The sequence below is a fragment of the Rhodococcus sp. SMB37 genome (assembly GCF_004345605.1).
GTDB lineage: Bacteria > Actinomycetota > Actinomycetes > Mycobacteriales > Mycobacteriaceae > Rhodococcus.
The window spans coordinates 57,517-80,834 of the sequence record NZ_SLVY01000018.1 but is presented as its reverse complement, the minus strand read 5'-3'; the positions used below and the strand labels follow the sequence as shown (position 1 = coordinate 80,834).

The following is a 23,318-nucleotide window of genomic DNA, read 5'->3' as shown; positions in this document are numbered from 1 at the left end:
GGAAAACCGGCTCACCGGATCCGCAGAACTCGTCCGAAGCGCGAGCTGCGGATCTGACTCTGCATGGAGTCGGTCGATGTCCGTATTGTGAGTGACCGCACCGAACCGGACGACCGCGCACCGGTCGCACATGCCGAAGGAGGACATGCCGTGCAGGGGCTGATTCTGCAGCTGAGCCGGGCAGGTTTCCTTCTGCTGCTGTGGCTGTTCGTGTGGGCAGTGCTGCGTGCATTGCGTTCGGACATCTATGCCGGTTCTGCGCGACCGCTACCGCGCTACTCCCCCAAGCAGTCGGTGTTGCCGTCGCTCGGCCGCAACAAGACCGCCAAGTATCTGGTCGTGACACAGGGTGCACTCGCAGGTACCCGGATCACGCTCAGTACCCAGCCGGTGATGATCGGCCGCGCCGACGATTCGACACTCGTACTCACCGACGATTACGCGTCCACTCGACATGCGCGACTCTCTCCGCGGGGCTCCGACTGGTACGTCGAAGACCTCGGCTCGACGAACGGAACGTACTTGGACCGAGCGAAAGTCACCACTGCTGTCCGCGTACCCCTGGGCACTCCTGTGCGCGTGGGTAAGACTGTGATCGAGCTCCGCCCGTGACACTTGTACTGCGCTACGCTGCCCGCAGCGACCGAGGCCTCGTTCGCTCCAACAACGAAGACTCCGTCTACGCCGGCGCGCGACTGCTGGCGCTGGCCGACGGAATGGGTGGCCACGCCGCCGGCGAGGTTGCCTCGCAACTGATGATCGCCGCGCTCGCGCATCTCGACGACGACGAGCCGGGTGGAGATCTCCTCGGCAAGCTCGACGACGCGGTGCGCGAAGGCAACGCAGCGATCGCCGATCAGGTCGAGGAAGAACCCGAACTCGACGGTATGGGCACCACGCTCACCGCCATCCTCTTCGCCGGCAGCAAACTGGGCCTGGCCCATATCGGCGACTCCCGCGCCTACCTGCTGCGCGACAACCAGCTCACCCAGATCACCCGCGACGACACATTCGTGCAGTCGCTCGTAGACGAGGGCCGCATCACCGCGGAGCAGGCGCACACGCACCCGCAGCGTTCGCTGATCATGCGCGCTCTCACGGGCGCAGAGGTGGAGCCGACGCTGACAGTGCGCGAAGCGCGCGCCGGCGATCGCTACCTGATCTGTTCCGACGGTCTCTCCGATGTGGTGAGCGACGAGACGATCGCCAACACCCTGGGCGAGGGCAGCCACGACGAGTGCGCCGACCGGCTCATCGAGCTTGCGTTGCGCAGCGGCGGACCCGACAACATCACCGTGGTCGTCGCCGACGTCATCGACCTCGACTACGGGCAGAGCAACCCCATCGTCGCCGGAGCAGCGTCGGGTGAGGACGAGGACGACGCTCCCCGCCCGAACACCGCCGCCGGTCGCGCTGCCGCGATGCGACCGCCGCGCGCCACACCCAAGCGCGTCATCAACAAAGCCCCCGAAGAGCCGAAGAAGCGTCGTAGCCGCTGGTGGGCTCCGCTCATCGCGCTCGTGGTGCTCGGCCTGATCGCCGCCGGCGGCTTCTTCGGTCGGCAGATGATCCGAAACAACTATTACGTCAGCGCCGACGATGCCCGTGTCACCGTGCTGCGCGGACTTCCCGGCAACGTGTTCGGTTACTCACTGCAGGAACCGGCACGGATCGGGTGCGTCACCGACGACGGCGAGCTGACCCTTGTCGATCCGGGCGACGCCCAGTGCCGCGTGATGATGGTCGACGACCTTCAGCCCGCTGCGCGCGAACAGGTTCGTGCCGGGCTTCCCTCCGGGACACTCGACGAGGCGAACGTCCAGATGGCGCGCCTCGCCGAACAGGACCTGCTTCCGGTGTGCAAGGTCGAGGAGTCCGAGCCTGCCCCGACCCCCGCGCCCGTACCACCTGCGCCCGGCGAACCCACGCCAGGCGCGCCCGCGCCCGGCGAGACACCGGCCCCGACAGCAGAATCGGCACCCGCCGAACCCGCTCCGAGCGAGGCAGCGCCCGCACCTGGCGAGCCGACACCCGGAAACGGTGGAACCGAATCGTTGGCGGCACCGGAACCGGCGCCCGCACCCCAGATCCCCGGGCAGAACTGCAGGGTGGGCGCCTGATGTCGGTGACCCATGGCGCGGGGGCTTTTCCGAGCCCCCCCGGTGGTTTCGCTCCGGCCCCTCCTCAATCCACGAAGCGCAACACCGAACTGGGACTGCTGCTCGTCGCGATCGCCATCACGACGGTGTCGATGATGCTCGTCGAGGCCTCCCTCGAGCAGGCGCTCACGTTCGACCTCGCGAAGTACGGTCTCACGTACGCCGGATTGTTCCTCCTCGCGCACCTGGCGGTGAGGCGGTACGCCAAGTACGCCGATCCGCTGCTGTTGCCGATCGTCGCGTTGCTCAACGGCCTCGGCCTCGTGCTGATCCATCGGCTCGACCTCGCCGACCAGGAGAACGCGCGCTACATGGGCCTGTCGATGCCGTCGCCCGACGCGAACCAGCAGGTGCTGTGGACTGCGATCGGCATAGCCCTGTTCATCGCTGTTCTCGTGTTCCTCCATGACTATCGGCTGCTTGCCCGCTTCAGCTACACCCTCGGGCTGATCGGGCTGGTTGCCCTCGCGATCCCGGCGTTGCTGCCGTCGCAGTTCTCCGAGGTCAACGGCGCCAAGATCTGGATCAGGCTCCCCGGATTCAGCATCCAGCCGGGTGAATTCGCCAAGATCCTGCTCATCATCTTCTTCGCGTCCGTGCTCGTGGCGAAACGTGATCTGTTCACCACGGCCGGCAAACATTTCCTCGGCATGGATTTCCCCCGTGCGCGCGATCTCGGTCCGATCCTCGCCGCGTGGATCATCTCCATCGGCGTCATGGTGTTCGAGAAGGACCTCGGCACGTCACTGCTGCTGTTCACCACCGTTCTCGTGATGCTCTACATCGCGACGGAACGCGTGGGCTGGCTGATCATCGGGTTCTCGCTACTCGCGATCGGATTCGTCTTCGCGTACCAGATGTTCGGCCACGTCCGGGTCCGTGTCCTGACATGGGCCGACCCGCTCGCCGACTACAGCAACACGGGCTATCAGATTTCGCAGTCGCTGTTCGGCCTTGCCACCGGCGGTGTCGCCGGCACAGGTCTCGGCAGCGGACGGCCCGCTCAGGTGCCGTTCGCAAAGACCGACTTCATCATCGCCGCGATCGGTGAGGAACTGGGCCTGATCGGGCTCGCCGCGATCCTGTTGCTGTTCCTCATCCTGGTCATCCGTGGTTTGCGCACTGCCCTCGCAGTGCGCGACAGTTTCGGCAAACTGCTCGCCGCCGGTCTGTCGTTCACCCTCGCCGTCCAGTTGTTCGTTGTGGTCGGCGGAGTCACCAAACTGATCCCCCTCACGGGCCTGACCACGCCGTTCGTGTCGTACGGCGGGTCGTCGCTGCTCGCGAACTACTTACTGCTCGCTCTGCTCATGAAGATCTCGCACTCCGCACGCGAACCCGTCCAACCGCGTAAGAAACCGGTGACTCCCATCGCGGAAGCTCAGACGGAAATGATGGGGCGCGAATGAACACGCCGCTCCGCAAAGTCGCGATGGCCGTGATGTTCATGGTCGTCGCCCTGCTCGCCAACGCCACCTACGTGCAGGTCATCAAGGCAGACAATCTGCGCACCGACCCGCGTAACTCGCGGGTGCTGCTCGACGAGTACTCGCGTCAGCGCGGCCAGATCTCCGCTGCCGGGCAGGCACTGGCCGTGTCGATCCCGACCGACAGCCGCTACAAGTACCTGCGTGAATACCCGTCGACACCCGCGCAGCCGATGAGTCCGCTCGCCTATGCGCCGGTCACCGGGTTCTACTCGATGCAGTACGGCAGCACGGGCCTCGAGCGCAGCGAGGACGAGCTGCTCAACGGCTCCGACAACCTGCTGTTCGGACGTCGGCTGTTCGATCTCGTATCGGGACGCAACCCGCGCGGCGGCAATGTGGTTTCGACGATCGATCCGGCCATGCAGCAGGTCGCGTACGACGAACTGACCTCCAAGGGATACACCGGGTCGGTGGTGGCCATCGAGCCTTCGACCGGCAAGATCCTCGCGATGGTGAGCACGCCGAGCTACGACCCGAACCGGTTGTCCGGCCACGACGGTGCCGCGACGTCGGCGGCGTGGGACGAACTGAACTCCGACCCCGACAAGCCGATGCTCAATCGCGCGATCTCCCAGACCTACCCGCCGGGTTCGACGTTCAAGGTGGTCACGACGGCCGCTGCTCTCGGCTCGGGCGTCACCCCGGACGATCAGCTCACTGCTGCGCCGAACATCACGCTCCCCGACAGCACGACGACTCTCGAGAACTACGGCGGCGCGGCCTGCGGCGACGCCCCCACGGTGTCGCTGCGCGAAGCGTTCGCACGCTCGTGCAACACCGCGTTCGTCGAGATGGGCATCAACACCGGTCGCGAGGCTCTCGTCGACCAGGCGGAAGCTCTGGGTATCGGCGAGACCATCGACATTCCGCTGCCGGTCGCGGAGAGCACCCTCGGGCCGATCTCGGACGGTGCAGCGCTCGGACAGTCCACCATCGGCCAGCGTGACGTCGCATTGACTCCGTTGCAGAACGCCGTGATCGCCGCGACCGTCGCCAACGGCGGTGTGCGTATGAAGCCGTATCTCGTCGAACGTCTGGAGGGGCCCGATCTCGCACTCCTCGCGGAAACAAAACCCGAATCCCTCGGGCAGGCCATCGACCCCTCGGTCGCGGCAACACTGACCGATCTGATGATCGGCTCCGAAGAATGGTCGGGTGGACAGGGTGCAATTCCCGGTGTTCAGATCGCGTCGAAGACCGGCACCGCCGAGCACGGCAGCGACCCACGTAACACTCCGCCCCACACGCTGTATATCGGGTTCGCACCCGCTCAGCAGCCCACAGTGGCGGTGGCCGTGATCGTCGAGGACGGTGGCGACCGTGCCCTTGCCGCGACCGGCGGCTCAGTGGCTGCGCCTATCGGACGGGCCGTGATTTCGGCCGGAATGCAGGGAGGCTGACATGGCTTTGTACAGCGGCGCCATGGTCGCCGACCGATATCACCTCACGCGACTCATCGCCACGGGCGGCATGGGACAGGTCTGGGAGGGCCTGGACACACGGCTCGACCGTCGTGTCGCAGTGAAGGTCCTCAAGGCAGAGTTGTCCCACGACCAGGACTTCCTGACCCGATTCCGGTTCGAGGCGCGCACCACGGCGCAACTCAACCACCCGGGTATCGCCGGTGTGTTCGACTACGGCGAGACGACGGACGAGGAGGGGCAGTCCGTCGCCTACCTGGTGATGGAACTGGTACACGGCGAGCCGCTCAACGCAGTCCTCTCGCGTGTCGGCCGTTTGTCGTTGCCGCAGGCCCTCGACATGCTCGAACAGACCGGCCGGGCTCTTCAGGCCGCGCACAATGCGGGTGTCGTGCATCGCGACGTCAAACCCGGCAACATCATGATCACCCCGACCGGTCAGGTGAAGATCACCGACTTCGGTATCGCGAAGGCCGTCGACGCGTCGCCTGTCACGCGCACCGGGATGGTCATGGGGACCGCGCAGTACATCGCGCCGGAGCAGGCCCTCGGCCAGGAGGCGACGTCGGCGAGCGATGTGTATTCGCTCGGTGCCGTCGGCTACGAGGTGTTGTCCGGTCGGCGCCCATTCCTCGGGGAGAGCGTCGTGACGGTCGCGATGAAGCATGTGCAGGAAACTCCTGCGCCGCTGCCCGCCGAACTCCCGCACGAGGTCCACGACCTCATCGACATCGCGATGACGAAAGATCCGAAGTACCGGTACTCGAGCGGTGGCGAGTTCGCCGATGCCGTGTCGGCCGTGCGGTCGGGCCGGCCCGCGCCGCCCCCGGGGAACGTGCCGCCGGTGACGAGTGCGAACCGGGTGCTTCCTCCGGGTGTCCCTGGGGCGACGACGACGGTGCCGATGCAGTCGTCGCAGCAGACGCAGTCCCAACAGACGCAGCAGTACGCACCCACCGCCTACACACAGGCGCCGTACACCGGATCTTCGCAACCACCGACGACCGGCCCGCCCTACGGCGGTGCGGCTGCGGCGCAAGGTGGAGGTGACGACGACCGGAAGGGACCGAGCCCCACCGCGCTCGCATGGGCTGCGGGTGTGGCGATCGTGCTTGCACTCGTCACTCTGGGCGTCGTTCTGCTCACCAACGGTGAGGACGAACCCGACACCGGACCGTCGCCGACCACACAGATCACCACGACGACGCAGCAACCCACCACGACACGTCCCCCGCAGACCACGACGTCGGAATGGACCGCTCCGCTACCTGTCCCGACAGAGCCGCCCACATTCGAACCGACCACCACGGTCGAGGTTCCGACCACGGTCGAACCGACCACCACCGTGGAGGTTCCGACCACCACGACACCTGCGCCCACCACAACCACCGCGACACCGACAACCACGACCGCCACCACGACGCAACCCGTCGAAGAAGGAGAGGAGCCTCCGGGCGACGCTTCGGGTGAGGGAACCGGCGACGGCGGTACGGGAGGCGACCAACCCGCAGCCAGCAACGGTACGAACAACGGACCGCCGGACACACAAGGAACGTCATGACCACACCGCGCAAGCTCTCCTCACGCTATGAGCTGGGTGAGATTCTCGGCTTCGGTGGCATGTCCGAGGTGCATCTGGCACGGGATCTACGGCTCGGCCGTGACGTGGCGATCAAGGTTCTGCGCGCCGACCTCGCGCGCGACCCTACGTTCTACCTGCGGTTCCGCCGCGAGGCCCAGAACGCGGCAGCACTGAACCATCCGGCGATCGTTGCCGTGTACGACACAGGTGAAGCCGAAACAGAAGCCGGCCCGATCCCATACATCGTCATGGAGTTCGTCGAGGGCGACACGTTGCGCGACATCGTGCGCAGCGAGGGACCGATGGCGCCGAAGCGGGCGATGGAGGTGATCGCCGACGTGTGCGCGGCGCTCGACTTCAGTCACCGCAACGGGATCGTGCACCGCGACGTCAAACCCGCCAACGTCATGATCAACAAGGCCGGCGCGGTCAAGGTCATGGACTTCGGCATCGCCCGCGCGATCTCCGACGCGTCGAGCCCGATGACGCAGACCGCTGCCGTGATCGGCACTGCTCAGTACTTGTCGCCCGAGCAGGCGCGGGGCGAGCAGGTCGATGCGCGCTCCGACGTCTACTCGGTGGGCTGCGTGCTGTTCGAGATCATGACCGGAGAGCCCCCGTTCAAAGGCGATTCTCCGGTCGCGGTCGCCTACCAGCATGTTCGTGAGGATCCGCCGCTGCCGTCGTCGGTGAACAGGCAGGTACCCCCCGAGCTGGATTCGGTGATCCTCAAGGCGATGGCGAAGAACCCCGCCAATCGCTACCAGTCCGCGGCAGAGATGCGCAGCGACCTTATCCGGGTGCTCAGTGGCCAGCGTCCCAGCGCACCGATGGTCATGACCGATGAAGACCGCACCACTTTGATCGACTCGGTCGAGCAGAACACCGGCCGGCACTACCGTCCCGCTGCCGCAGCCGGCGCCGCGGGGGGCGTCGCCACCGGCGACGACTCCGGAGGCGACGGCGGTTCGGCGCTCCGCAAGATCCTGCTCGGTGTCGCGGCCGTGATCGTCGTGGGCATCGTCGGTGTGTTCCTGTGGTCGTTGGGCCCGGGGTCCACCACGGCACAGGTCGCGATCCCGGACGTCCGCAATCTCGCGGCGAGCGAGGCCGAGAGTCAGCTCCAGGACAGCGGCTTCCGGGTGGCCCTGCAGGAGAAGCCCGACTCGGTGGTGGCCGAGGGCAACGTGGTCAACACCCGACCTGTGCCGGGTAGCCAGGCCGACGAGGGATCGACGGTCACCATCGAGGTCTCGAGTGGACCCGAACAGGTGCAGATCCCGCGGCTCGACGGACTCTCGCAGGAGAGGGCCGCCCAGCAACTCGACTCGGTCGGCCTGCGTCTCGACCCGAACGTGCTGCGAGCACCGTCCGACGAGGACGAGATCGACACCGTCGTCGAGCAGAACCCGTCGGCCGGCGCAAACATCGATCGTGCGTCCACGGTGACCATCACGCTCGGCTCCGGACCCGAGCAGGTCCGTGTCCCGAACGTCGTGGGCCAGGCAGAAGAGGTCGCGCGCGGGAACATCGAGGGCGCCGGATTCGAGGTCGTCGTCGAGCAGGTCGAGTCGGGCGAGGAGGCCGGCACCGTGGTGTCGACCAGTCCTTCCGGCGGCGCCACGACCGATCGGGGAGGCACCGTCACGATCCAGGTTTCCAACGGCGACCGGATCGAGATGCCCGTGCTGACCAACCGCTCTGTGTCACAGGCTTTGTCGGCGCTCCGTGCGGCCGGCTGGACCGGCTCGGCCGCGCAGCTCGTGCAGACACGTGAGGCCACTCTCGACGCCGGTCTCGTGGGCACGATCATCACCCAGCAGCAGCCTCCCGGTTCGGAGATCTCCAAGACCGACACCGTAAGTGTCGGCGTGGGAGTACTCGGTATCCGCTGACACAGCGCTCGAAGTCACTGCCGCGGCGGCCTTACTCCATCGGAGGGGCCGCCGCGGTGCGTGAGCGGCGTGGTCAGGCGCCCCTGTAGTGGCCCGGGCGTCAGGCGGCACCGCCGTCGAGCGCCCGGGCCATTTCGCCTTCGAGCTGCGCGACCAGCGATTCCTCCGGCGCCCGACCGCACACCGCGAGCCAGTTCGCCAGCATGCGATGACCACCCTGGGTGAGCACCGATTCGGGATGGAACTGCACACCGTGGATGGGCAGTTCCGCGTGCCGCAGCGCCATGATCACACCGCTGTCGGTCTGCCCGGTGACGACGAGTTCGTCGGGCATCGTTTCCGGGAACACGGTCAGCGAGTGGTAACGGGTTGCGGTGAACGGGCGGGGCAGACCGGCCAGGACGCCGGTGCCGTCGTGGTGCACGAGGCTGGTCTTGCCGTGCAGGAGTTCCGGCGCACGATCGACGGTTCCGCCGAATGCGACACCGATCGACTGGTGGCCGAGGCACACGCCGAGCAGCGGTGTACGTGCGGCGGCGCAGGCCTTGACGAGGTCGATGCTGACACCGGCGCGTTCGGGGGTGCCGGGGCCGGGGCTGAGCAGGATGCCGTCGAACTCATCGACGACCTGCTCGAGTGCGCCGGGCGCGGTGAGCCTCTCGTCGTCGTTGCGCCACACTTCCACGCGTGTCCCGAGCTGACCGAGGTACTGCACGAGGTTGAACACGAAGCTGTCGTAGTTGTCGACGACGAGAATGCGCATGGTGAGAAGAGTACTCACCGAGCTATCGTGCTGCGGCTCCGCCGGTGTAGGCGGGGACGGTGAGATCGGAACCGGCCTGCTGCAGGAAACCCAGGCCGTAGCGCGTGGAGTACTGCTTGTAGACGCGTACTCCGGGTTCGGCGTCGAGCGACTCCGCGATCTTCGCGGGATCTCCCAGTGCCGTGATGACGTATGGCGGTGAATAGGTACGTCCGTGCAGGAGGAGGGTGTTTCCGATGCAACGGGGCGCCGACGTCGCGACGATCCGCTGATCCTGCATCGAGATGGCTTCGGCGCCGCCCGCCCACATCGCGTTGAGTACGCTCTGCACATCCTGCTGGTGCACGACGAGGTCGTCGGGCGAGGCGTCTGTCGGATAGCGGCCGTCGTCATCGCGCGGTGCATCGGTCAACGTAACGGTGACACCGGCGCCCTGTCGTTCGGTCAGGCCTGCCGGATCCTCGAGTGCGGTGAGCTGGTCGAGCACGGCGGCGACCTCGTCGTCGTTGGTGGCCGCACCGCTCTGGAGCTGCGCCACCTGCATGGTCAGCGCGTCGCGGGTCGCGGCGAGATCGTCCGACTCGGACTGCGCCACGCGCACGAGGTCGGACAGGCGCGGCGAGTCACTCGCGCGCAGTTCGGTACCGTCGGACACACCGCGGGTGGTACCCAGCAGCAGCCCCGCGACCAGGCACACGACGAGTGTCGCGGATCCCCAGGCCAGAGGGGAGAGCCGACCGTTCGACACGTCGAACCTCCATTTCGGCTACTGCGTTAGCGTGTACAGCACAGGTAGATGCCCAACCTACTCTGCCGGCCTGCAGGAGGCGGAGTCGTACCAGCGAGGACACCATGCCCAAGTCGAAGGTCAGGAAGAAGAAGGACGACGCGGTCGGAAGGTCGGTCAGCCGGACACCGGTGAAGGTGAAGGCTGCACCGTCGAGCAGCATCTACGTCTCGGTGATGCTCGGCCTCATGATCATCGGACTGCTGTGGCTGATCGTGTACTACCTCGCCGCAGAGCACATTCCCTTCATGAACAGCCTGGGTGCATACAACTTCCTCATCGGGTTCGGCTTCATGGTGGCGGGTCTGATCATGACGATGAAGTGGCGTTGACGACCACCGACGCCGCCGGATTACACTCATGTGATTCATCCCCACCTGTGGAGAACCCTGTGCACAACTCTGCGGAAGTAGCGGCATGACCGCTCGATCCCCACTCGAATGGTCGACGCCGCCCGTCGCCGTCGCGGCTCTCGCGGGCGGTGGAGTCGTCCTCGCGGTGGCCGCGGTGTTCGCAGTTCCCGATGCGGTGGGTCGGCTTCTGATCGGATTCGCTGCGCTACTCGTTCTTTCGATGGCGCTCTCGGCGGTCCGTCAGCGTCCCCGGCTCCAGGTTCTCGGTGACGCCGACGGACCGGCATCGGGAATCGCGACCACCCGACTGACCGGTCGTCGCGAATTCCCACGCTCGCAGTTGCACCGCGTGCGCATCGTCGAATACCCCCGGCTCGGGCGGCGGGTGCCGATGCTCGAAATCGACACGCTCGAACCCGGTACCGGCGACGAACGGCTGATGATCTTCGGACGCTGGGATCTGGGCACCGACCCGCGCGACGTGTACGACGCACTTGCGGTGCATGGTCTGGCGCCCGATCACACTCCCAACTGAGAGCGTAGACGCAGCACGGCGAGCAACACCAGCACGAGCGACACCACCGCCACCGCGGCGAGCGCGATCCATCCCGTGCGGACGATCTTGTTCCGGTCGGTGCCGGCGCCGAGGTACTGCGGCGCGTAGAGCAGGGCAGCCGTCGACGCGGCGCCCGCGACCAGGCCGCCGAGGTGTCCCCACAGGGAGATGCCGGGGATCGTGATGCTGATGAAGATATTGAGCGCGACCACGGCGAGGACCGGCGCGGGGCTACGACGCAACCGCAGCAGGATGATGGCCTGGGCGCCGAGCAGACCGAACACGGCACCCGACGCTCCGACAGTGACTGCATCGGGCTGCAGGAACATCACCGCCGCGGAACCACCAACGATCGATACCGCATACACCGCGAGATAGCGGGCACGGCCCAGCACCAGTTCGGTGTCGCGGCCGATGATCCACAACGCGAACATGTTGACGGCGAGATGCATCAGGCCGTAGTGCAGGAACCCGCTGCCGACAACACGGATGTAGTCACCGTTGGCAGCGATCATGGGCGGCCACAGCGCCCAATCGAAGAACAGGCGCGACGCCTGCTCGTTGTTCATCACGCTGCCGGACTGCGCGGCGGTGATCCCGAAGATCACGACGTTGAGCGCGATGAGGATGTACGTGACCAGAGGAGTCGGGCGGTCGGTTCGCACCGGCGCACCGGCAACCGTCCGGGCCTGCGGGGTGGAACGCTGTGCAGTGGCGACACAGTCGACGCACTGATGCCCTACCGATGCGGGGCGCAGACACTCGGGGCAGAACGGTCGTCCACACCGCGTGCACGCGAGCAGTGTAGTGCGGTCGGGGTGACGGACGCACCGCGGCTGGGACGCGGGGCCGCCCCCCTCGGCCGCCGGGCCCCAGCCGGGGTTCGTCATGGTTTCTCTCTCAGACTGTGATTCTGACTCAGGGTTTCCGACTCAGGCGATGGTGATGCTGTTGATCACGACGTCGTCGGTCGGGCGGTCGCCGCGATCGGTCGCGGCGGAGCCGATGGCATCGACGACCTTCTTGGACTCCGCATCGACGACCTCACCGAAGATGGTGTGGCGACGATTCAGGTGCGGGGTCGGGCCGAGCGTGATGAAGAACTGCGAGCCGTTGGTGCCCGGCCCCGCATTGGCCATGGCGAGGAGGTACGGACGGTCGAACTGCAGCTCCGGATGGAACTCGTCGCCGAACTGGTAGCCCGGGCCGCCGCGACCGGTGCCGGTCGGGTCGCCGCCCTGGATCATGAAGCCGTCGATGATCCGGTGGAAGATCGCACCGTCGTAGAACGGGCCGGTGGCCTCGCCCTTCGCGTTCTGAGTCTTGTACTCCTTCGAGCCGTCGGCCAGGCCGACGAAGTTCTCGACCGTCTTCGGCGCATGGTTACCGAACAGGGAGATGACGATGTCTCCACGGTTGGTGTGAAGAGTGGCGGTTGCTGTCTGGTTGGGTGAAGTCACACCCCCATGTTGCCATCCCTGTGTCGTCAGCCGCGGCACTCCTCCGACTGTGATACGCCTGACGAGCTTCTGCCGGAAGGATGAACCGGTGTGGCAATGTGGAGCCATGACGAGTGTGAGCGAGTCCCTTTCCGGTAGTGCCCTCCCCGAGTCTGTCCGCGACCTCGTACGTCCGATAGACGACACCACCAATCTCGGAGGCGCACTGCGGGTCGCCGGCGACGGTGCCGTGGCGTTGGCTCAGGGGTCGGCAGCAGCCGGCCTCGTCGTCGCCCGCAAGGGTGTCGAGGCATCCAAGGAACTCGCTGCTCGCGCACGTCGCGCACGGGAAGAGGCATCTCCGCTGATCAAGGCGGCCACGGAGAAGGCACTGGCCGACAAGGGCACCGTGAAGAAGGCCGATCCGAAGTCGCGTGGCGGACGGAAGGCACTGCTCATCACCGGTATTCTCGGCGCCGTCGTCCTCGGCGGCGTCGTCTTCTACCGCAGTCGTCGCCCGTCTTTCCCTCCCGTGGCCCCGGAGCCGCCGCGGTTGCAGCCGGTCGTCGCCGACAACGAGCCCACCGGCAACTGATCCACGAGGGTCGCACCGGTCACATCTTGGCGGATCGGGCCATGGCGAAGGCCGTGAGGAACTGCCCAGAGCAGCTTCGGCGAGCCGCCAGAGCCCCACGATGGCAAAGGCGACGACCCCGAACCACAAGGCCACGACCCGCCCGGTTCGGCGGCAACTTCGGTCATGGCCCCGGATTGGTCGGCGGTACCGGAAGCGCCACCGAGGGCGAGCCGAATGGCGATGTACCCGATCAGCAGATGGACGATGCCACTCATGACGAAGCCGGCGCGTGCGAAGCGTTCGAACACACTGTTCTGAGCGAGTCGGCCTGCGGTGGAAGAAGAGTTGGCATACGACGCCGTTCCGTCGATGGGCGTCCTGGACGAGATGTCAGCCATGATGCACGACCCCTTCCGGTGTGCACGGTGGTAGAAGGTTCCACCGGCGGGTGCGCCGGGAAGTGCGCAGGGCCTGTAGCGCGGTGACGAGGCCGATCGTCCGGTCGGGGTTCGCCGCAGTGAGCTGTACGGCGGCGGACGTGCGGAACTTTCTCTCCGAGGAGGTCTCGGGCGCGTCGTCGGAGGTCGCTAGCAGGAAACGATCGGGCAGCGCGAGCTTGTGGATGGTCCGCATCGACAAGAAATACTGGTGCGCAAGCGAACCGGTGGTGTACGGCAGCTCGTACTTCACGCACAGTTCCCGCACGCGAGTGGATATCTCTGCATACCGATTGCTGGGCAGATCGGGAAACAGGTGGTGCTCGATCTGATAGCAGAGGTTACCGGACAGGAAGGCCATCACCTTCCCGGCCCGAAAGTTCGCAGTCCCGAGCATCTGCCGCAGATACCATTCCGCTCGGGTCTCGTTCTCGAGTTCTTCGAGGGTGAACTTCTCGGCTCCGTCGGGGAAGTGACCGCAGAAGATCACCATGTATGCCCACACGTTTCGCAGCAGATTGGCGAGGAGATTCGCCTTCAGGGTTCGACGCCATCGGCGTCCGCTCAGCGCAGGGAAGAGCAGATAGTCCTTGCCTGCCTGACGACCGATCTTGCCGAGCAGCGCCCGGACCGGCGGCCGCAAGCCTCGCCGGTCTCGGTCCGCCGGCTCCGGCGGTTGCAGGTCGTGTAGAGCGATCCCCCACTCGAAAGTTGCGGCGAGCAGGAGATTCTGCAGCGGTTGGATCAGGTGGATCGGTCGCCATTCCTGGTCACGGGTCACTCGCATGACTCCGAACCCGACGTCCTCGTCCATACCGACCACATTGGTGTACTTGTGGTGGCGGTAATTGTGCGCGTACCTCCATTGGGGGGACGGCCCCACCTGATCCCACTCCCAGCTGCTCGAGTGGATTTCCGGGTCGTTCATCCAGTCCCACTGGCCGTGGGACACGTTGTGCCCGATCTCCATGTTCTCCACGCTCTTGGCCACCGCAAGGGCGGTCGTCCCGAGGGCCCATGCGGCCGTGGACCTGCTGCCGATGATCACGAACCGTGCCGAGATGTCCAGAATTCTCTGAAAGGCAATGGTGCGACGAATATAGGTACTGTCTGTTTTTCCGAACGAGGCAGTGACCTCGCGGCGGATGCGGTCCAGTTCGTCGCTGAGTGCCTCGACATCCTCCCGCGTGAGGTGGGCGTATTCCTCGATGTCGGTGATAGCCATGACGATCGCTTCCGGTTCGGACATCCGGTTCCCCGCAAGGCGAGCGTGGTTCGGGGCGTCCGGTTCGGCCGATGTAGTAATCAGTAGTAGTGATTGCGGCCCGCCACCGCGTGACCGGCCATTCCCATGAGCGCAAGCGCCACACCGATCACGATGAGCGCGATACCGAGGTACAGCAGGATGGGGACACTGATGACGACGCCGACGATGGCGAGGATGATACCGAGAATGATCATGACGAAGACCTAGTTTCATATCATATTACGTTGGAATGCAGTCTGTTTGGTGACAGACCCGGCCGAACACTCGGTTCCGGGGCCGCCGGTCAGGAGGTGACGCCACCGGTGCGGTGGCCGAACGGATGTCTCCAGTCGCGTCGTGTCGTGACCGCCTGGCTGCGTGCGACGCTCTGCGGTGTGGTTTCGCCCCGGTCGGGATCGTCGCTCCCGCTCTCACGCTGGGCGGCGAGATGATCGCGGTCTCGGCTCACCACATCGGTTTCATGGCGTGCTTCCTTCAGATCGTGGCGGGCCGCGCGGCCGCGCCGGGAGGTGCGTCGTGCGCCGGCCAGCAGCACGCTCAAGCCGAGCAGACCGACAGCGCCGACGACGATGCCGTAGAGGAACAACGCACCGGTGGAGCCGGTGACGTGGTAACCGAACACCGCGAAATCGTCGGTCAATGTGTGTGCGACTCCGCTGTTGCTCAGTACACCCGTGGTTCCGATGACGACGGCAGCCAGCAGAAGAATGAGTCCGAAGATGATGATCATGCCGGCCTCCAAGGCCTGGTAGTGACACCAGTCAACGCCGAATGCCACCGTATGTCAACGGTGTAGACCTACGGTTGGGGTCTACAGTGGAGAAGGGAGCGAAGGGAGAGCGTGTCATGGCGAGGACACCCGCGCGTCGCACGGCCGACCCCGACAGCCCTCCTGACAACGGACCGGTCACCAGAGAGCTGATTCTTTCGCGCGCACTCGAAATCATCGATCACGACGGAATCAACGGGTTCTCGATGCGACGTCTCGGAAAGGTCCTGGGTCGCGATCCGATGACGTTGTACCGGCACGCACCGAGCAAGGCCGCCGTCCTGGACGGAGTCGCCGAAATCGTCCTCGATCAGCTCACTGTCGGCTCGACGGACGGCGACTGGGTGGCACAGCTCCGCGAGGTCGCGCGCGACTTCCGCCGGCTGGCGCTCGACCATCCGCACGTGGTTCCGCTGTTGGTCACCCGGCCCTTGGCGACGCCGCTCGGACTGCGTCCACTGGGCACACTACGTCCGCTCGAGGACATTCTGAGGCTGCTCACCCGTGCGGGTTTCGGCTCGTCGGACGCCCTGCACGTCTATCGAGCACTGTTCGGGTTCCTGCATGGCCACGTCCTCGACGAACTGCAAGAACTGGTCGAGCGACCCGAAGAATCCGACGACGTGCTGCGCCTGGGACTGCACCGACTTCCGATCGGCGACTTCCCCCTGTTGCGCGGTCTCGCACCGGTTCTTGCCTCGTACGACGGTGCGGCAGAACTCGAGCGGGGGCTCGACATCCTGTTCGCCGGACTGACCGCGACCCTCGCGCCCCCTCGCCCCTGAAGCGCTGCGAAGCCCCCTTGATCACCGGTCCCCGGGCGCGACGATTCCGTTCTCGTACGCGTAGATCACCGCTTGCGTTCGGTCACGCAGTGCCAGCTTGTCGAAGATGCGGCCCACGTGGGTCTTGACCGTCTGCTCACCGATGAACAACCCCGCGGCGATCTCGGCGTTCGACAGGCCACGCGCCAGCAACACGAGCACCTCGTTCTCGCGCGGCGTCAGTTCCGGCGAGGTGGGCACGCGCTGTGTGTCGCGGGGTAGTCGGGCGAACTCGCCCAGTAGGCGCCGGGTGACGCTCGGCGCGAGAAGTGCGTCGCCCGCTGCAACGATGCGCACCGCGTCGGCGAGTGTCGCGGCGGACGCGTCTTTGAGCAGGAATCCGCTCGCTCCCGCCTGCAACGCCTGATACACGTATTCGTCCAGGTCGTATGTGGTCAGCATGAGGACTTTCGTGGTGGGGACGTCGGCGCACACGCGACGGGTCGCGGCGAGGCCGTCCATCTCCGGCATCCGGATATCCATCAGCACGACATCCGGCTCGAGTGCCGCCACCGTGGCCGCGGCCTCGACCCCGTTCGCGGCCTCACCGACGACCACGATCCCGGCTTGCGCGCCGAGCACGACGGACAGCCCTTCCCGGACCATGCGCTGGTCGTCGGCGATGACGACGCGCACCGTAGTCGTCGTGTTGCGAGTCATCGCACTCCTTCCGCAACGGGCAGGACGGTCTCGACGACGAACCCGCCTTCCGGTTCGGGACCGGTCTCGAGCCGGCCGCCGAGTGCAGCGACCCGCTCGCGCATCCCGATCATCCCCTGCCCGGCCCCCGCAAGGTCCCGAACCGGTTCGCGGGCGGGCCCGTTGCGGATTCGGAGGCGCAGGCCGTCGGATCCGTAGGCGAGATGCACATCGATCGGTGCGCCCGGCGCGTGTCGAACGGCGTTGCTCACCGCCTCCTGCACGATCCGGTAGGCAGAGAGTTCGACGCCGGCCGGGAGTTCCCGGACGTCACCGTCGACCCGGTCGCGCACGTCGACCCCGCCGTCACGGACCCCGTCGAGCAGCCGCGGCAGATCCGCGAGGCGCGGCGACGGTGTCATCTCGTCGGCCCCCGACCGCAGCACACCCAGGATCCGGCGCATCTCCGTCAACGCCTCGGTTGCGCTCGAGTGGATTGCGTCGAGCCCGTCGGTCAGCTCGGGTGGTGGATCGGTAACCCGGTATCGGGCGGCCTGCGCCTGGATTGCGACGACCGACATGTGGTGGGCCACCACATCGTGCAACTCCCGCGCGATCCGTGCGCGTTCCGACAACACCGCAGCGCGCTCTCGATCGTGTTCGGCTGCATCGCGTTCGACGGCGAGTGTGCGGCGCGCATGCACCGCGGCACGGATCGCACCTGCGGCGATGAGAACGACGGCTGCGAGGACCAGCGTCTCCACCGCTTCTCCTGCAGCGCCGCCGATCACCGCGAGTACAACGGTCGCGACAGCGAGTGCACACCACATTGCGACGGCCGATCGTGGACGGATCCGCAGCCCAGCGGCAGCGAGGACCACGAAGTGACTGTTGATCATCGCGTCGACCCACAACCCGTCACCGACGACGACCGTCGCGCCGAGGGTCGCGGCGAACGACAGACCCCACCCTGCCCACGGACGGAATGCGGTCGACACCAGCGCCGCCGCCTGCAGGAGGGCGAAGATGGCCGCGGAGCGGTCCGGCATCGTCGTATCCGAGGTGAGGGTGTGGAGGACCACGACGAACAGGAAGGTCGCGGCGCCCGGAACCACCACGATCATCCAGCGTGAGCGAACGATCACGTGTCGCGCGTGTCGAACAGCACCGCCGCGACCACGCACGCCACGGCCGTGTATCCGAGCAGGATCAGCAGGGACGGCCACCCTCCCAACGATCCCATCAGTTCCGGTGCCGCGTCGGCACTCTGCGACAGCTTGATCAATACGGCGGACGGTGCCGCACCCGTCACCCAGGGCTGCAGACCGCCGAGAAGGGGCCCGAACAGTTCCGGCAGGATCAGGATCCCGACGACCACCACCACCGCGCCGGCCGAGGAACGAACCGCCGTGCCGCACACCGTTCCGAGCACCGCGACGGCCGCGAACGCCACGGCGATGCCGAGCAAGGCCGGCATGGGTTGCCCGAGAGCGAAGACGTTCGTGTCCAAGGTGAGCAGACCGAGACCGAGAGCGACCGTGCACGAGAGCAGCGCAGCCACGAACGCGACCATCGCAACGACCACGGCCTTGGCGGCAAGGACCGTGTGCCGCGCGGGCGCCGCGACCAGGATCGGAGTGAGCGTGCCGGACGAGTATTCGCTCGTGATCACGAGCGCGCCCCACACGCCCAGCGCGGCCATTCCGAGGATCGCACCGGTGAGTGCCCCGCTGAGGATCGTGTCGTCGGCGTTCAGGCTTCCGGTGAGTCCGACGAACACCGCCATCACCGGGACGAGGAGTGCCGCGGCGATGGGCAGCCATCGCAGGTTCCGAACCGTCCGGATCTTGATGAGCTCTGATCGGATCATGTTGCGTGCCGACATCAGTGCACCTCCGTGTTCGCACGGTGACGGCCGTGCTCTTCGACGAGTCCGGTGTAGACGTCCTCGAGGGTCCTTCGGATCGGAATCAGTTCGGTGAGCGGTATTTCCGCACTCACGCTGACGCCACCGATCGTGCGCGCGTCGAGTCCGCGCACGAGCAGTCCCCCGCCGTCGACGTCGACGTGAGCGCCCCGCTCACGCAACCGAGCACCCAATGCCGCATCGGCGGCCGACGCCACCCGCACCGAATGGCCGCTGTGCCGATCGATGAAGTCGAGTAGAGGTTCGTCGGCGAGTAACCGTCCGGCACCGATGACGACGAGATGGTCTGCAATGAGTTCCATTTCGCTCATGACGTGGGAGGACAGCAATACCGTGCGGCCCTCGTCCGCGAATGTCCTCAACAGCGACCGCACCCAGCGGATGCCGTCGGTGTCGAGGCCGTTGACAGGTTCGTCGAGAATCAGGATCGGTGGGTCCCCCAGCAGCGCGGCGGCGATGCCGAGTCGCTGCAACATGCCGAGCGAGAATGCACCGGTCCGCCGTGAGGCGGCATCGGCGAGCCCGACTGTCGAGAGGACGGCATCGACGCGGGCGTCGCCGATCCCTCCGACCGCGGCGAGCATCCGCAGATGGTCGCGTGCGCTGCGTCCGGGGTGGACGTGTCCGGCGGTGAGCAGGGCTCCGACCGTGCACATCGGATCGTGGAGGTCCCGGTAGGCACTACCCGCGACCGTGGCCGCCCCCGAGGTCGGGGAATCGAGACCGAGCACGATCCTCATCGTGGTCGTCTTCCCGGCACCGTTCGGGCCCAGAAAGCCGGTCACGCGGCCTGGCCCGACCTCGAATGACAGGTTCTCCACCGCCGTCGTGTCGCCGAACCGTTTCGTCAGGTTCTGTACATCGATCATGGATTCGACGCTACGAAACGCCTGGTCGTTGCACATCCCGCTGAAGGGGGACCCCGGGTGTCCCCCGCGTGCGGGACCGTCGGAGTTACCGGTCGGTATCGAATCCGTTCAAGTGTATGACGCCTACCACAGAAGAGTGGATACTCGCGGGTAGACACTCTCCGATGGAGGCGCATCATGACCGGATCCGCGCACGTCACCGAAGAACAAGCGCGCGCAGTTGCCGAAGAATCACGTGAAGCCGACTGGGACAAGCCCTCGTTCGCGAAGGAGTTGTTCCTCGGACGGCTCACCCTCGACCTCGTCCACCCGTTCCCGCGACCCACTCCGGACGAAGACGCCCGTACCGAAGAATTCCTCACGAAACTTCGGAACCTGTGCCGGACGATGGACGGCGGCGTCATCGAACGCGACGCGAAGATCCCCGACGACTACGTCGCCGGCCTCACCGATCTCGGATGCTTCGGCATGAAGATCAACCCGGAATACGGCGGACTCGGGCTATCTCAGGTGGCCTACAACCGCGCATTGACGCTGGTGGCGAGCGTGCATCCGAGTATCGGCGCGTTGTTGTCGGCCCACCAGTCCATCGGCGTGCCCGAGCCTCTCGCGCTCGCCGGCACCGACGAGCAGAAACGTGAATTCCTTCCGCGATGCGCGAAGGGCGCGATCTCTGCGTTCCTGCTCACCGAACCGGACGTCGGCTCCGACCCCGCACGGCTCGCCTCGACGGCAACCCCGATCGACGACGGCGATGCGTACGAACTCGACGGCGTCAAGCTGTGGACCACCAACGGGGTCGTCGCCGAATTGCTCGTCGTGATGGCCCGCGTCCCCCGCAGCGACGGCCACCGGGGCGGCATTTCGGCGTTCGTCGTCGAAGCAGACGCTCCGGGCATCACGGTGGAGCGGCGCAACTCGTTCATGGGGTTGAAGGGCATCGAGAACGGCGTCACACGCATGTACAAGGTGCGTGTTCCCGCCCGGAATCTCATCGGACGTGAAGGCGACGGCCTCAAGATCGCGCTGACCACCCTCAACGCCGGTCGCCTCGCGATTCCCGCGATGTGTGCGGGGGCGGGAAAGTGGTCGCTCAAGATCGCCCGCGAGTGGTCGTCGGTGAGGGTCCAGTGGGGAAGGCCCGTCGGTGAACACGCGGCGGTGGCCTCGAAGATCTCGTTCATCGCCGCCACGACCTACGCGCTCGAGTCCGTCGTGGAGCTCTCCGGACAGATGTGCGACGAGAAGCGCAACGACATCCGCATCGAGGCCGCGCTCGCGAAACTGTGGTGCAGCGAAATGGCGTGCATCATTGCCGACGAGCTCGTACAGATCCGCGGCGGTCGCGGATACGAGACCGCGCAGTCGCTTGCGGCGCGCGGCGAACGTGCCGTGCCGACAGAGCAATTGGTGCGTGATCTGCGTATCAACAGGATCTTCGAAGGGTCGAGCGAGATCATGCGGCTGCTCGTCGCGCGAGAGGCGGTCGACGCGCACTTGAAGGCCGCGGGTGATCTCGCCGACCCGAAGGCTTCCGTCGAAGCGAAGGCGAAAGCCGCAGCGAAGGCGAGTGGTTTCTACGCCAAGTGGCTCCCCAAGCTGGTGACCGGCAAGGGGCAGCTCCCGAAGTCCTACGCCGAATTCGGTGCTTTGGCTGCCCATCTCAGGTACGTGGAACGTTCCTCTCGGAAGCTCGCACGGTCGACGTTCTACGGGATGGCCCGCTGGCAGGCCGGGCTCGAGAAGCGACAGAACTTCTTGGGACGCATAGTCGACATCGGTGCCGAACTGTTCGCGATGGCGGCGTGCTGCGTCCGTGCCGAGCGGCAACGCGCCGACGGGCATCCCGGCGCCGACGATGCCTTCGTGCTGGCCGATACGTTCTGCGACCAGGCGCGCATTCGTGTCGAGGCACTCTTCGACGGGTTGTGGACCAACACCGACGACGCCGACGTCGCGCTCACCCACGGTGTGCTCGAGGGTCGCTACACGTGGCTCGAGAACGGCGTCCTCGATCAGAGTGAGGGCACGGGCCCGTGGATCTCCGACTGGGCACCTGGGCCGTCGTCGGACGAGAACCTGGCGCGCCGGTTCGGCCTGACACAGAATCCCGCTTAGCCGAACAGAATTCGGCCCACACTCGCGGAGTGTGGGCCGAATCCTACGGTTGTGCCGGGATCAGAACGCGCCGCAATTGGACGGTGCGGGCTTGTCCGCGAAGCGATCATTCATGTACGCCACGGCCTCGGGCATTCCACCGAGCATGGGCAGCGCATGGTTGACGATGAATCCGGGAAGGATCGGCGGAGTGTTGTTCGGGGAGAACTGCACCGTAGCGCCCTGGGCGCACCAATCCAACGCCATCTGCCGACCCTGGCCGTACGGCACGGTGTCGTCCTGAGTGCCGTGCTGCACCAGGACCGGAATCTGGGGCGCCCGCAAGCCGATTCGCTGTTCTGCGATGGCCTCCTGGACCTCCGGGATCCGCCCGATCACCACGCCGAGCGGTTCGCCCGTGCGCGTGTAGTCGCTGGTTTGCTGGAAACCGAAACGGAACAGGGTCTCGGGCAAGCACTGATTCGCTACCGCCGCGAGCATCTCGCGACCACGATCGTTGATCTCGGCGTCGATGACGTCCGCCAGCTTCGGGTAGGCCTCCACCAGACCGTTGGTGGTGTAACCGATGGCGCCCGTGAGGGCGGTGCCGTCGATCTGATCGAGCGTCGCGACCAGGTCTGCCGGCGGAGCACCAGCGTATGCACCCTTCAGATCGAGTTCGGGGGCGTAGCTGGGTGCCAGCTCGGCCGCAGCCGATACAGCGCCACCACCCTGCGAGTAGCCGAAGAGTCCCACCGGGCCGTCTTCCGAGATGGAGGCCTCGGGCAGATTCTGGGCGGCGCGGACGGAATCGAGCACCGCGTGGGCTTCGGCCGCGCGGTTGACGTACGTGTGGTGCCCGGGTGTGCCCAGACCGTCGTAGTCGGTGATCACCACGGCGATGCCCTGCAGCAGCATCGCGTTGATCGAGATCAGTTCGTATTCGGTGAAGAGATCGAGTGGCGGCGTGTACTGCACCACGTGGTTGAGAGCCTTGGACGGTGCGCACTGGTCGCCCTGGCCCTGTGTTCCGGGTGCCAGCGCGATCAGCGGTCGCTCACCCGGCCCGTTCCACGCCATGGAAGGTTCGAGGTAGGTGCCGCTCACGGCGTTCGCGTCGCCGTTGGCGTCGTTGCTGCGGTAGAGCAGCCGTGTCCCCTGAGCAGGGAACACGCCATCGGGCGTGGGCACGCGGATCGCGAGATCGGATGATTCGGTGCGAATGAGGTCGCCCGGTGCTCCCCCGAGCACCTCCGGCGGCTGGTAGAAGTCTCCTTCTGCGTTCGCGGTCGCCGGGGTGACCAACAATCCGGCCATCAGCGTCGCGGACGCCAAACCCGCCGTCATCCCCCATCGCCGGGTGCGACCCGCCATGAATTCCTCCGTGTCTCGAAAAGTCCGTGTCTCGGACAGGTCGTGCCTCGAAATGTGTGCCGCCCATCACGGCGGTACGCAATGTAACATGTA

The 23,318-nt window shown here is 66.2% G+C and carries 23 protein-coding genes and 1 pseudogene; 11 read left to right on the top strand and 13 right to left on the bottom strand.

Annotation, left to right across the window (positions count from 1 at the left end; translation table 11 throughout):
* Window positions 1-150: 150 nt before the first annotated feature.
* The 6 genes from EV641_RS24095 to pknB are packed head-to-tail and all read left to right on the top strand — an operon-like array spanning window position 151 to window position 8,547.
* Complete coding sequence (locus tag EV641_RS24095) at window positions 151-612, top strand: FHA domain-containing protein (protein WP_054713680.1); 462 nt, start codon at window positions 151-153, stop codon at window positions 610-612.
* Window positions 609-2,120 (top strand): PP2C family serine/threonine-protein phosphatase, encoded by a 1,512-nt coding sequence (locus tag EV641_RS24090; RefSeq protein WP_132475161.1) that lies wholly within the window; start codon window positions 609-611, stop codon window positions 2,118-2,120. The genes EV641_RS24095 and EV641_RS24090 overlap by 4 nt, the downstream gene beginning before the upstream one ends.
* Complete coding sequence (locus tag EV641_RS24085; protein WP_054719267.1) at window positions 2,120-3,568, top strand: FtsW/RodA/SpoVE family cell cycle protein; 1,449 nt, start codon at window positions 2,120-2,122, stop codon at window positions 3,566-3,568. Before EV641_RS24090 ends, EV641_RS24085 begins: the two co-directional genes overlap by 1 nt.
* Window positions 3,565-5,049 (top strand): penicillin-binding protein 2, encoded by a 1,485-nt coding sequence (locus EV641_RS24080; protein WP_132475160.1) that lies wholly within the window; start codon window positions 3,565-3,567, stop codon window positions 5,047-5,049. Before EV641_RS24085 ends, EV641_RS24080 begins: the two co-directional genes overlap by 4 nt.
* 1 nt (window position 5,050) lies before the next feature.
* The gene (locus EV641_RS24075) at window positions 5,051-6,631 is read left to right on the top strand and encodes a serine/threonine-protein kinase (RefSeq protein ID WP_132475159.1); all 1,581 of its coding nucleotides are present in this window, start codon (window positions 5,051-5,053) and stop codon (window positions 6,629-6,631) included.
* Complete coding sequence (pknB, locus tag EV641_RS24070) at window positions 6,628-8,547, top strand: Stk1 family PASTA domain-containing Ser/Thr kinase (RefSeq protein WP_132475158.1); 1,920 nt, start codon at window positions 6,628-6,630, stop codon at window positions 8,545-8,547. The genes EV641_RS24075 and pknB overlap by 4 nt, the downstream gene beginning before the upstream one ends.
* Window positions 8,548-8,647: 100 nt before the next feature.
* Here the strand turns inward: pknB and EV641_RS24065 are convergent, their stop codons facing one another.
* Entirely contained in the window at window positions 8,648-9,310 is a 663-nt protein-coding gene (locus EV641_RS24065; protein ID WP_054720346.1) for an aminodeoxychorismate/anthranilate synthase component II, read from the bottom strand.
* 22 nt (window positions 9,311-9,332) lie between these two features.
* Window positions 9,333-10,058 (bottom strand): DUF881 domain-containing protein, encoded by a 726-nt coding sequence (locus tag EV641_RS24060; protein ID WP_132475156.1) that lies wholly within the window; start codon window positions 10,056-10,058, stop codon window positions 9,333-9,335.
* A gap of 104 nt (window positions 10,059-10,162) precedes the next feature.
* Here EV641_RS24060 and crgA point away from each other — a divergent pair, with 104 nt between their 5' ends.
* Together crgA and EV641_RS24050 are read left to right on the top strand one after the other, a co-directional pair.
* Window positions 10,163-10,429 (top strand): cell division protein CrgA, encoded by a 267-nt coding sequence (gene crgA / locus EV641_RS24055; RefSeq protein ID WP_054717134.1) that lies wholly within the window; start codon window positions 10,163-10,165, stop codon window positions 10,427-10,429.
* Between the two features lie 85 nt (window positions 10,430-10,514).
* Window positions 10,515-10,985, top strand: a complete 471-nt coding sequence (locus EV641_RS24050) for a PH domain-containing protein (RefSeq protein ID WP_054717132.1) — start codon at window positions 10,515-10,517, stop codon at window positions 10,983-10,985.
* On the opposite strand, the gene EV641_RS24045 is transcribed toward EV641_RS24050, so the two are convergent.
* On the bottom strand, window positions 10,970-11,896 hold the full coding sequence (locus EV641_RS24045; RefSeq protein WP_132475154.1) for a rhomboid family intramembrane serine protease: 927 nt from the start codon (window positions 11,894-11,896) through the stop codon (window positions 10,970-10,972). The two genes, EV641_RS24050 and EV641_RS24045, sit on opposite strands and share 16 nt — an antisense overlap.
* Before the next feature lie 42 nt (window positions 11,897-11,938).
* Window positions 11,939-12,466, bottom strand: coding sequence for a peptidylprolyl isomerase (locus tag EV641_RS24040; RefSeq protein ID WP_054717129.1), 528 nt, complete (start codon window positions 12,464-12,466; stop codon window positions 11,939-11,941).
* Between the two features lie 106 nt (window positions 12,467-12,572).
* Between EV641_RS24040 and EV641_RS29560 the strand changes: the two genes are divergently transcribed.
* Complete coding sequence (locus tag EV641_RS29560) at window positions 12,573-13,040, top strand: cell wall synthesis protein CwsA (RefSeq protein ID WP_054717127.1); 468 nt, start codon at window positions 12,573-12,575, stop codon at window positions 13,038-13,040.
* Between the two features lie 48 nt (window positions 13,041-13,088).
* Here EV641_RS29560 and EV641_RS24030 read toward each other — a convergent pair.
* The 4 genes and pseudogenes from EV641_RS24030 to EV641_RS24020 form a co-directional block, all read right to left on the bottom strand.
* Window positions 13,089-13,420, bottom strand: a pseudogene (locus tag EV641_RS24030) (DUF1206 domain-containing protein); the annotation flags it as partial.
* The gene (locus EV641_RS24025) at window positions 13,413-14,684 is read right to left on the bottom strand and encodes a fatty acid desaturase (RefSeq protein ID WP_054717143.1); all 1,272 of its coding nucleotides are present in this window, start codon (window positions 14,682-14,684) and stop codon (window positions 13,413-13,415) included. The gene EV641_RS24025 and the pseudogene EV641_RS24030, both read right to left, overlap by 8 nt.
* Window positions 14,685-14,764: 80 nt before the next feature.
* Window positions 14,765-14,920, bottom strand: coding sequence for a DUF6131 family protein (locus EV641_RS29555; protein WP_199233374.1), 156 nt, complete (start codon window positions 14,918-14,920; stop codon window positions 14,765-14,767).
* Window positions 14,921-15,009: 89 nt separating this feature from the next.
* Window positions 15,010-15,456: a hypothetical protein gene (locus tag EV641_RS24020; RefSeq protein ID WP_054717140.1), complete on the bottom strand. Its 447-nt coding sequence runs from the start codon at window positions 15,454-15,456 to the stop codon at window positions 15,010-15,012.
* A 116-nt stretch (window positions 15,457-15,572) separates the two neighbouring features.
* On the opposite strand from EV641_RS24020, the gene EV641_RS24015 reads away from it, so the two are divergent.
* Window positions 15,573-16,280: a TetR/AcrR family transcriptional regulator C-terminal domain-containing protein gene (locus EV641_RS24015; RefSeq protein ID WP_054717136.1), complete on the top strand. Its 708-nt coding sequence runs from the start codon at window positions 15,573-15,575 to the stop codon at window positions 16,278-16,280.
* Window positions 16,281-16,301: 21 nt separating this feature from the next.
* On the opposite strand, the gene EV641_RS24010 is transcribed toward EV641_RS24015, so the two are convergent.
* From EV641_RS24010 to EV641_RS23995, 4 genes are read right to left on the bottom strand one after another with little or no spacing between them, the layout of a single operon-like run.
* Window positions 16,302-16,979 (bottom strand): response regulator transcription factor, encoded by a 678-nt coding sequence (locus tag EV641_RS24010; RefSeq protein WP_132475151.1) that lies wholly within the window; start codon window positions 16,977-16,979, stop codon window positions 16,302-16,304.
* The gene (locus EV641_RS24005; protein WP_199233373.1) at window positions 16,976-18,103 is read right to left on the bottom strand and encodes a histidine kinase; all 1,128 of its coding nucleotides are present in this window, start codon (window positions 18,101-18,103) and stop codon (window positions 16,976-16,978) included. The genes EV641_RS24010 and EV641_RS24005 overlap by 4 nt, the downstream gene beginning before the upstream one ends.
* Window positions 18,100-18,843: an ABC transporter permease subunit gene (locus EV641_RS24000; protein ID WP_132475150.1), complete on the bottom strand. Its 744-nt coding sequence runs from the start codon at window positions 18,841-18,843 to the stop codon at window positions 18,100-18,102. The genes EV641_RS24005 and EV641_RS24000 overlap by 4 nt, the downstream gene beginning before the upstream one ends.
* On the bottom strand, window positions 18,843-19,754 hold the full coding sequence (locus EV641_RS23995; RefSeq protein ID WP_132475149.1) for an ATP-binding cassette domain-containing protein: 912 nt from the start codon (window positions 19,752-19,754) through the stop codon (window positions 18,843-18,845). Before EV641_RS23995 ends, EV641_RS24000 begins: the two co-directional genes overlap by 1 nt.
* A 177-nt stretch (window positions 19,755-19,931) precedes the next feature.
* Here EV641_RS23995 and EV641_RS23990 point away from each other — a divergent pair, with 177 nt between their 5' ends.
* A complete protein-coding gene (locus EV641_RS23990; RefSeq protein WP_132475148.1) occupies window positions 19,932-21,872 on the top strand; it encodes an acyl-CoA dehydrogenase family protein in 1,941 nt (646 codons plus the stop codon).
* Between the two features lie 60 nt (window positions 21,873-21,932).
* On the opposite strand, the gene EV641_RS23985 is transcribed toward EV641_RS23990, so the two are convergent.
* Window positions 21,933-23,225, bottom strand: coding sequence for a lipase family protein (locus EV641_RS23985; protein WP_132475146.1), 1,293 nt, complete (start codon window positions 23,223-23,225; stop codon window positions 21,933-21,935).
* Between the last annotated feature and the right edge of the window lie 93 nt (window positions 23,226-23,318).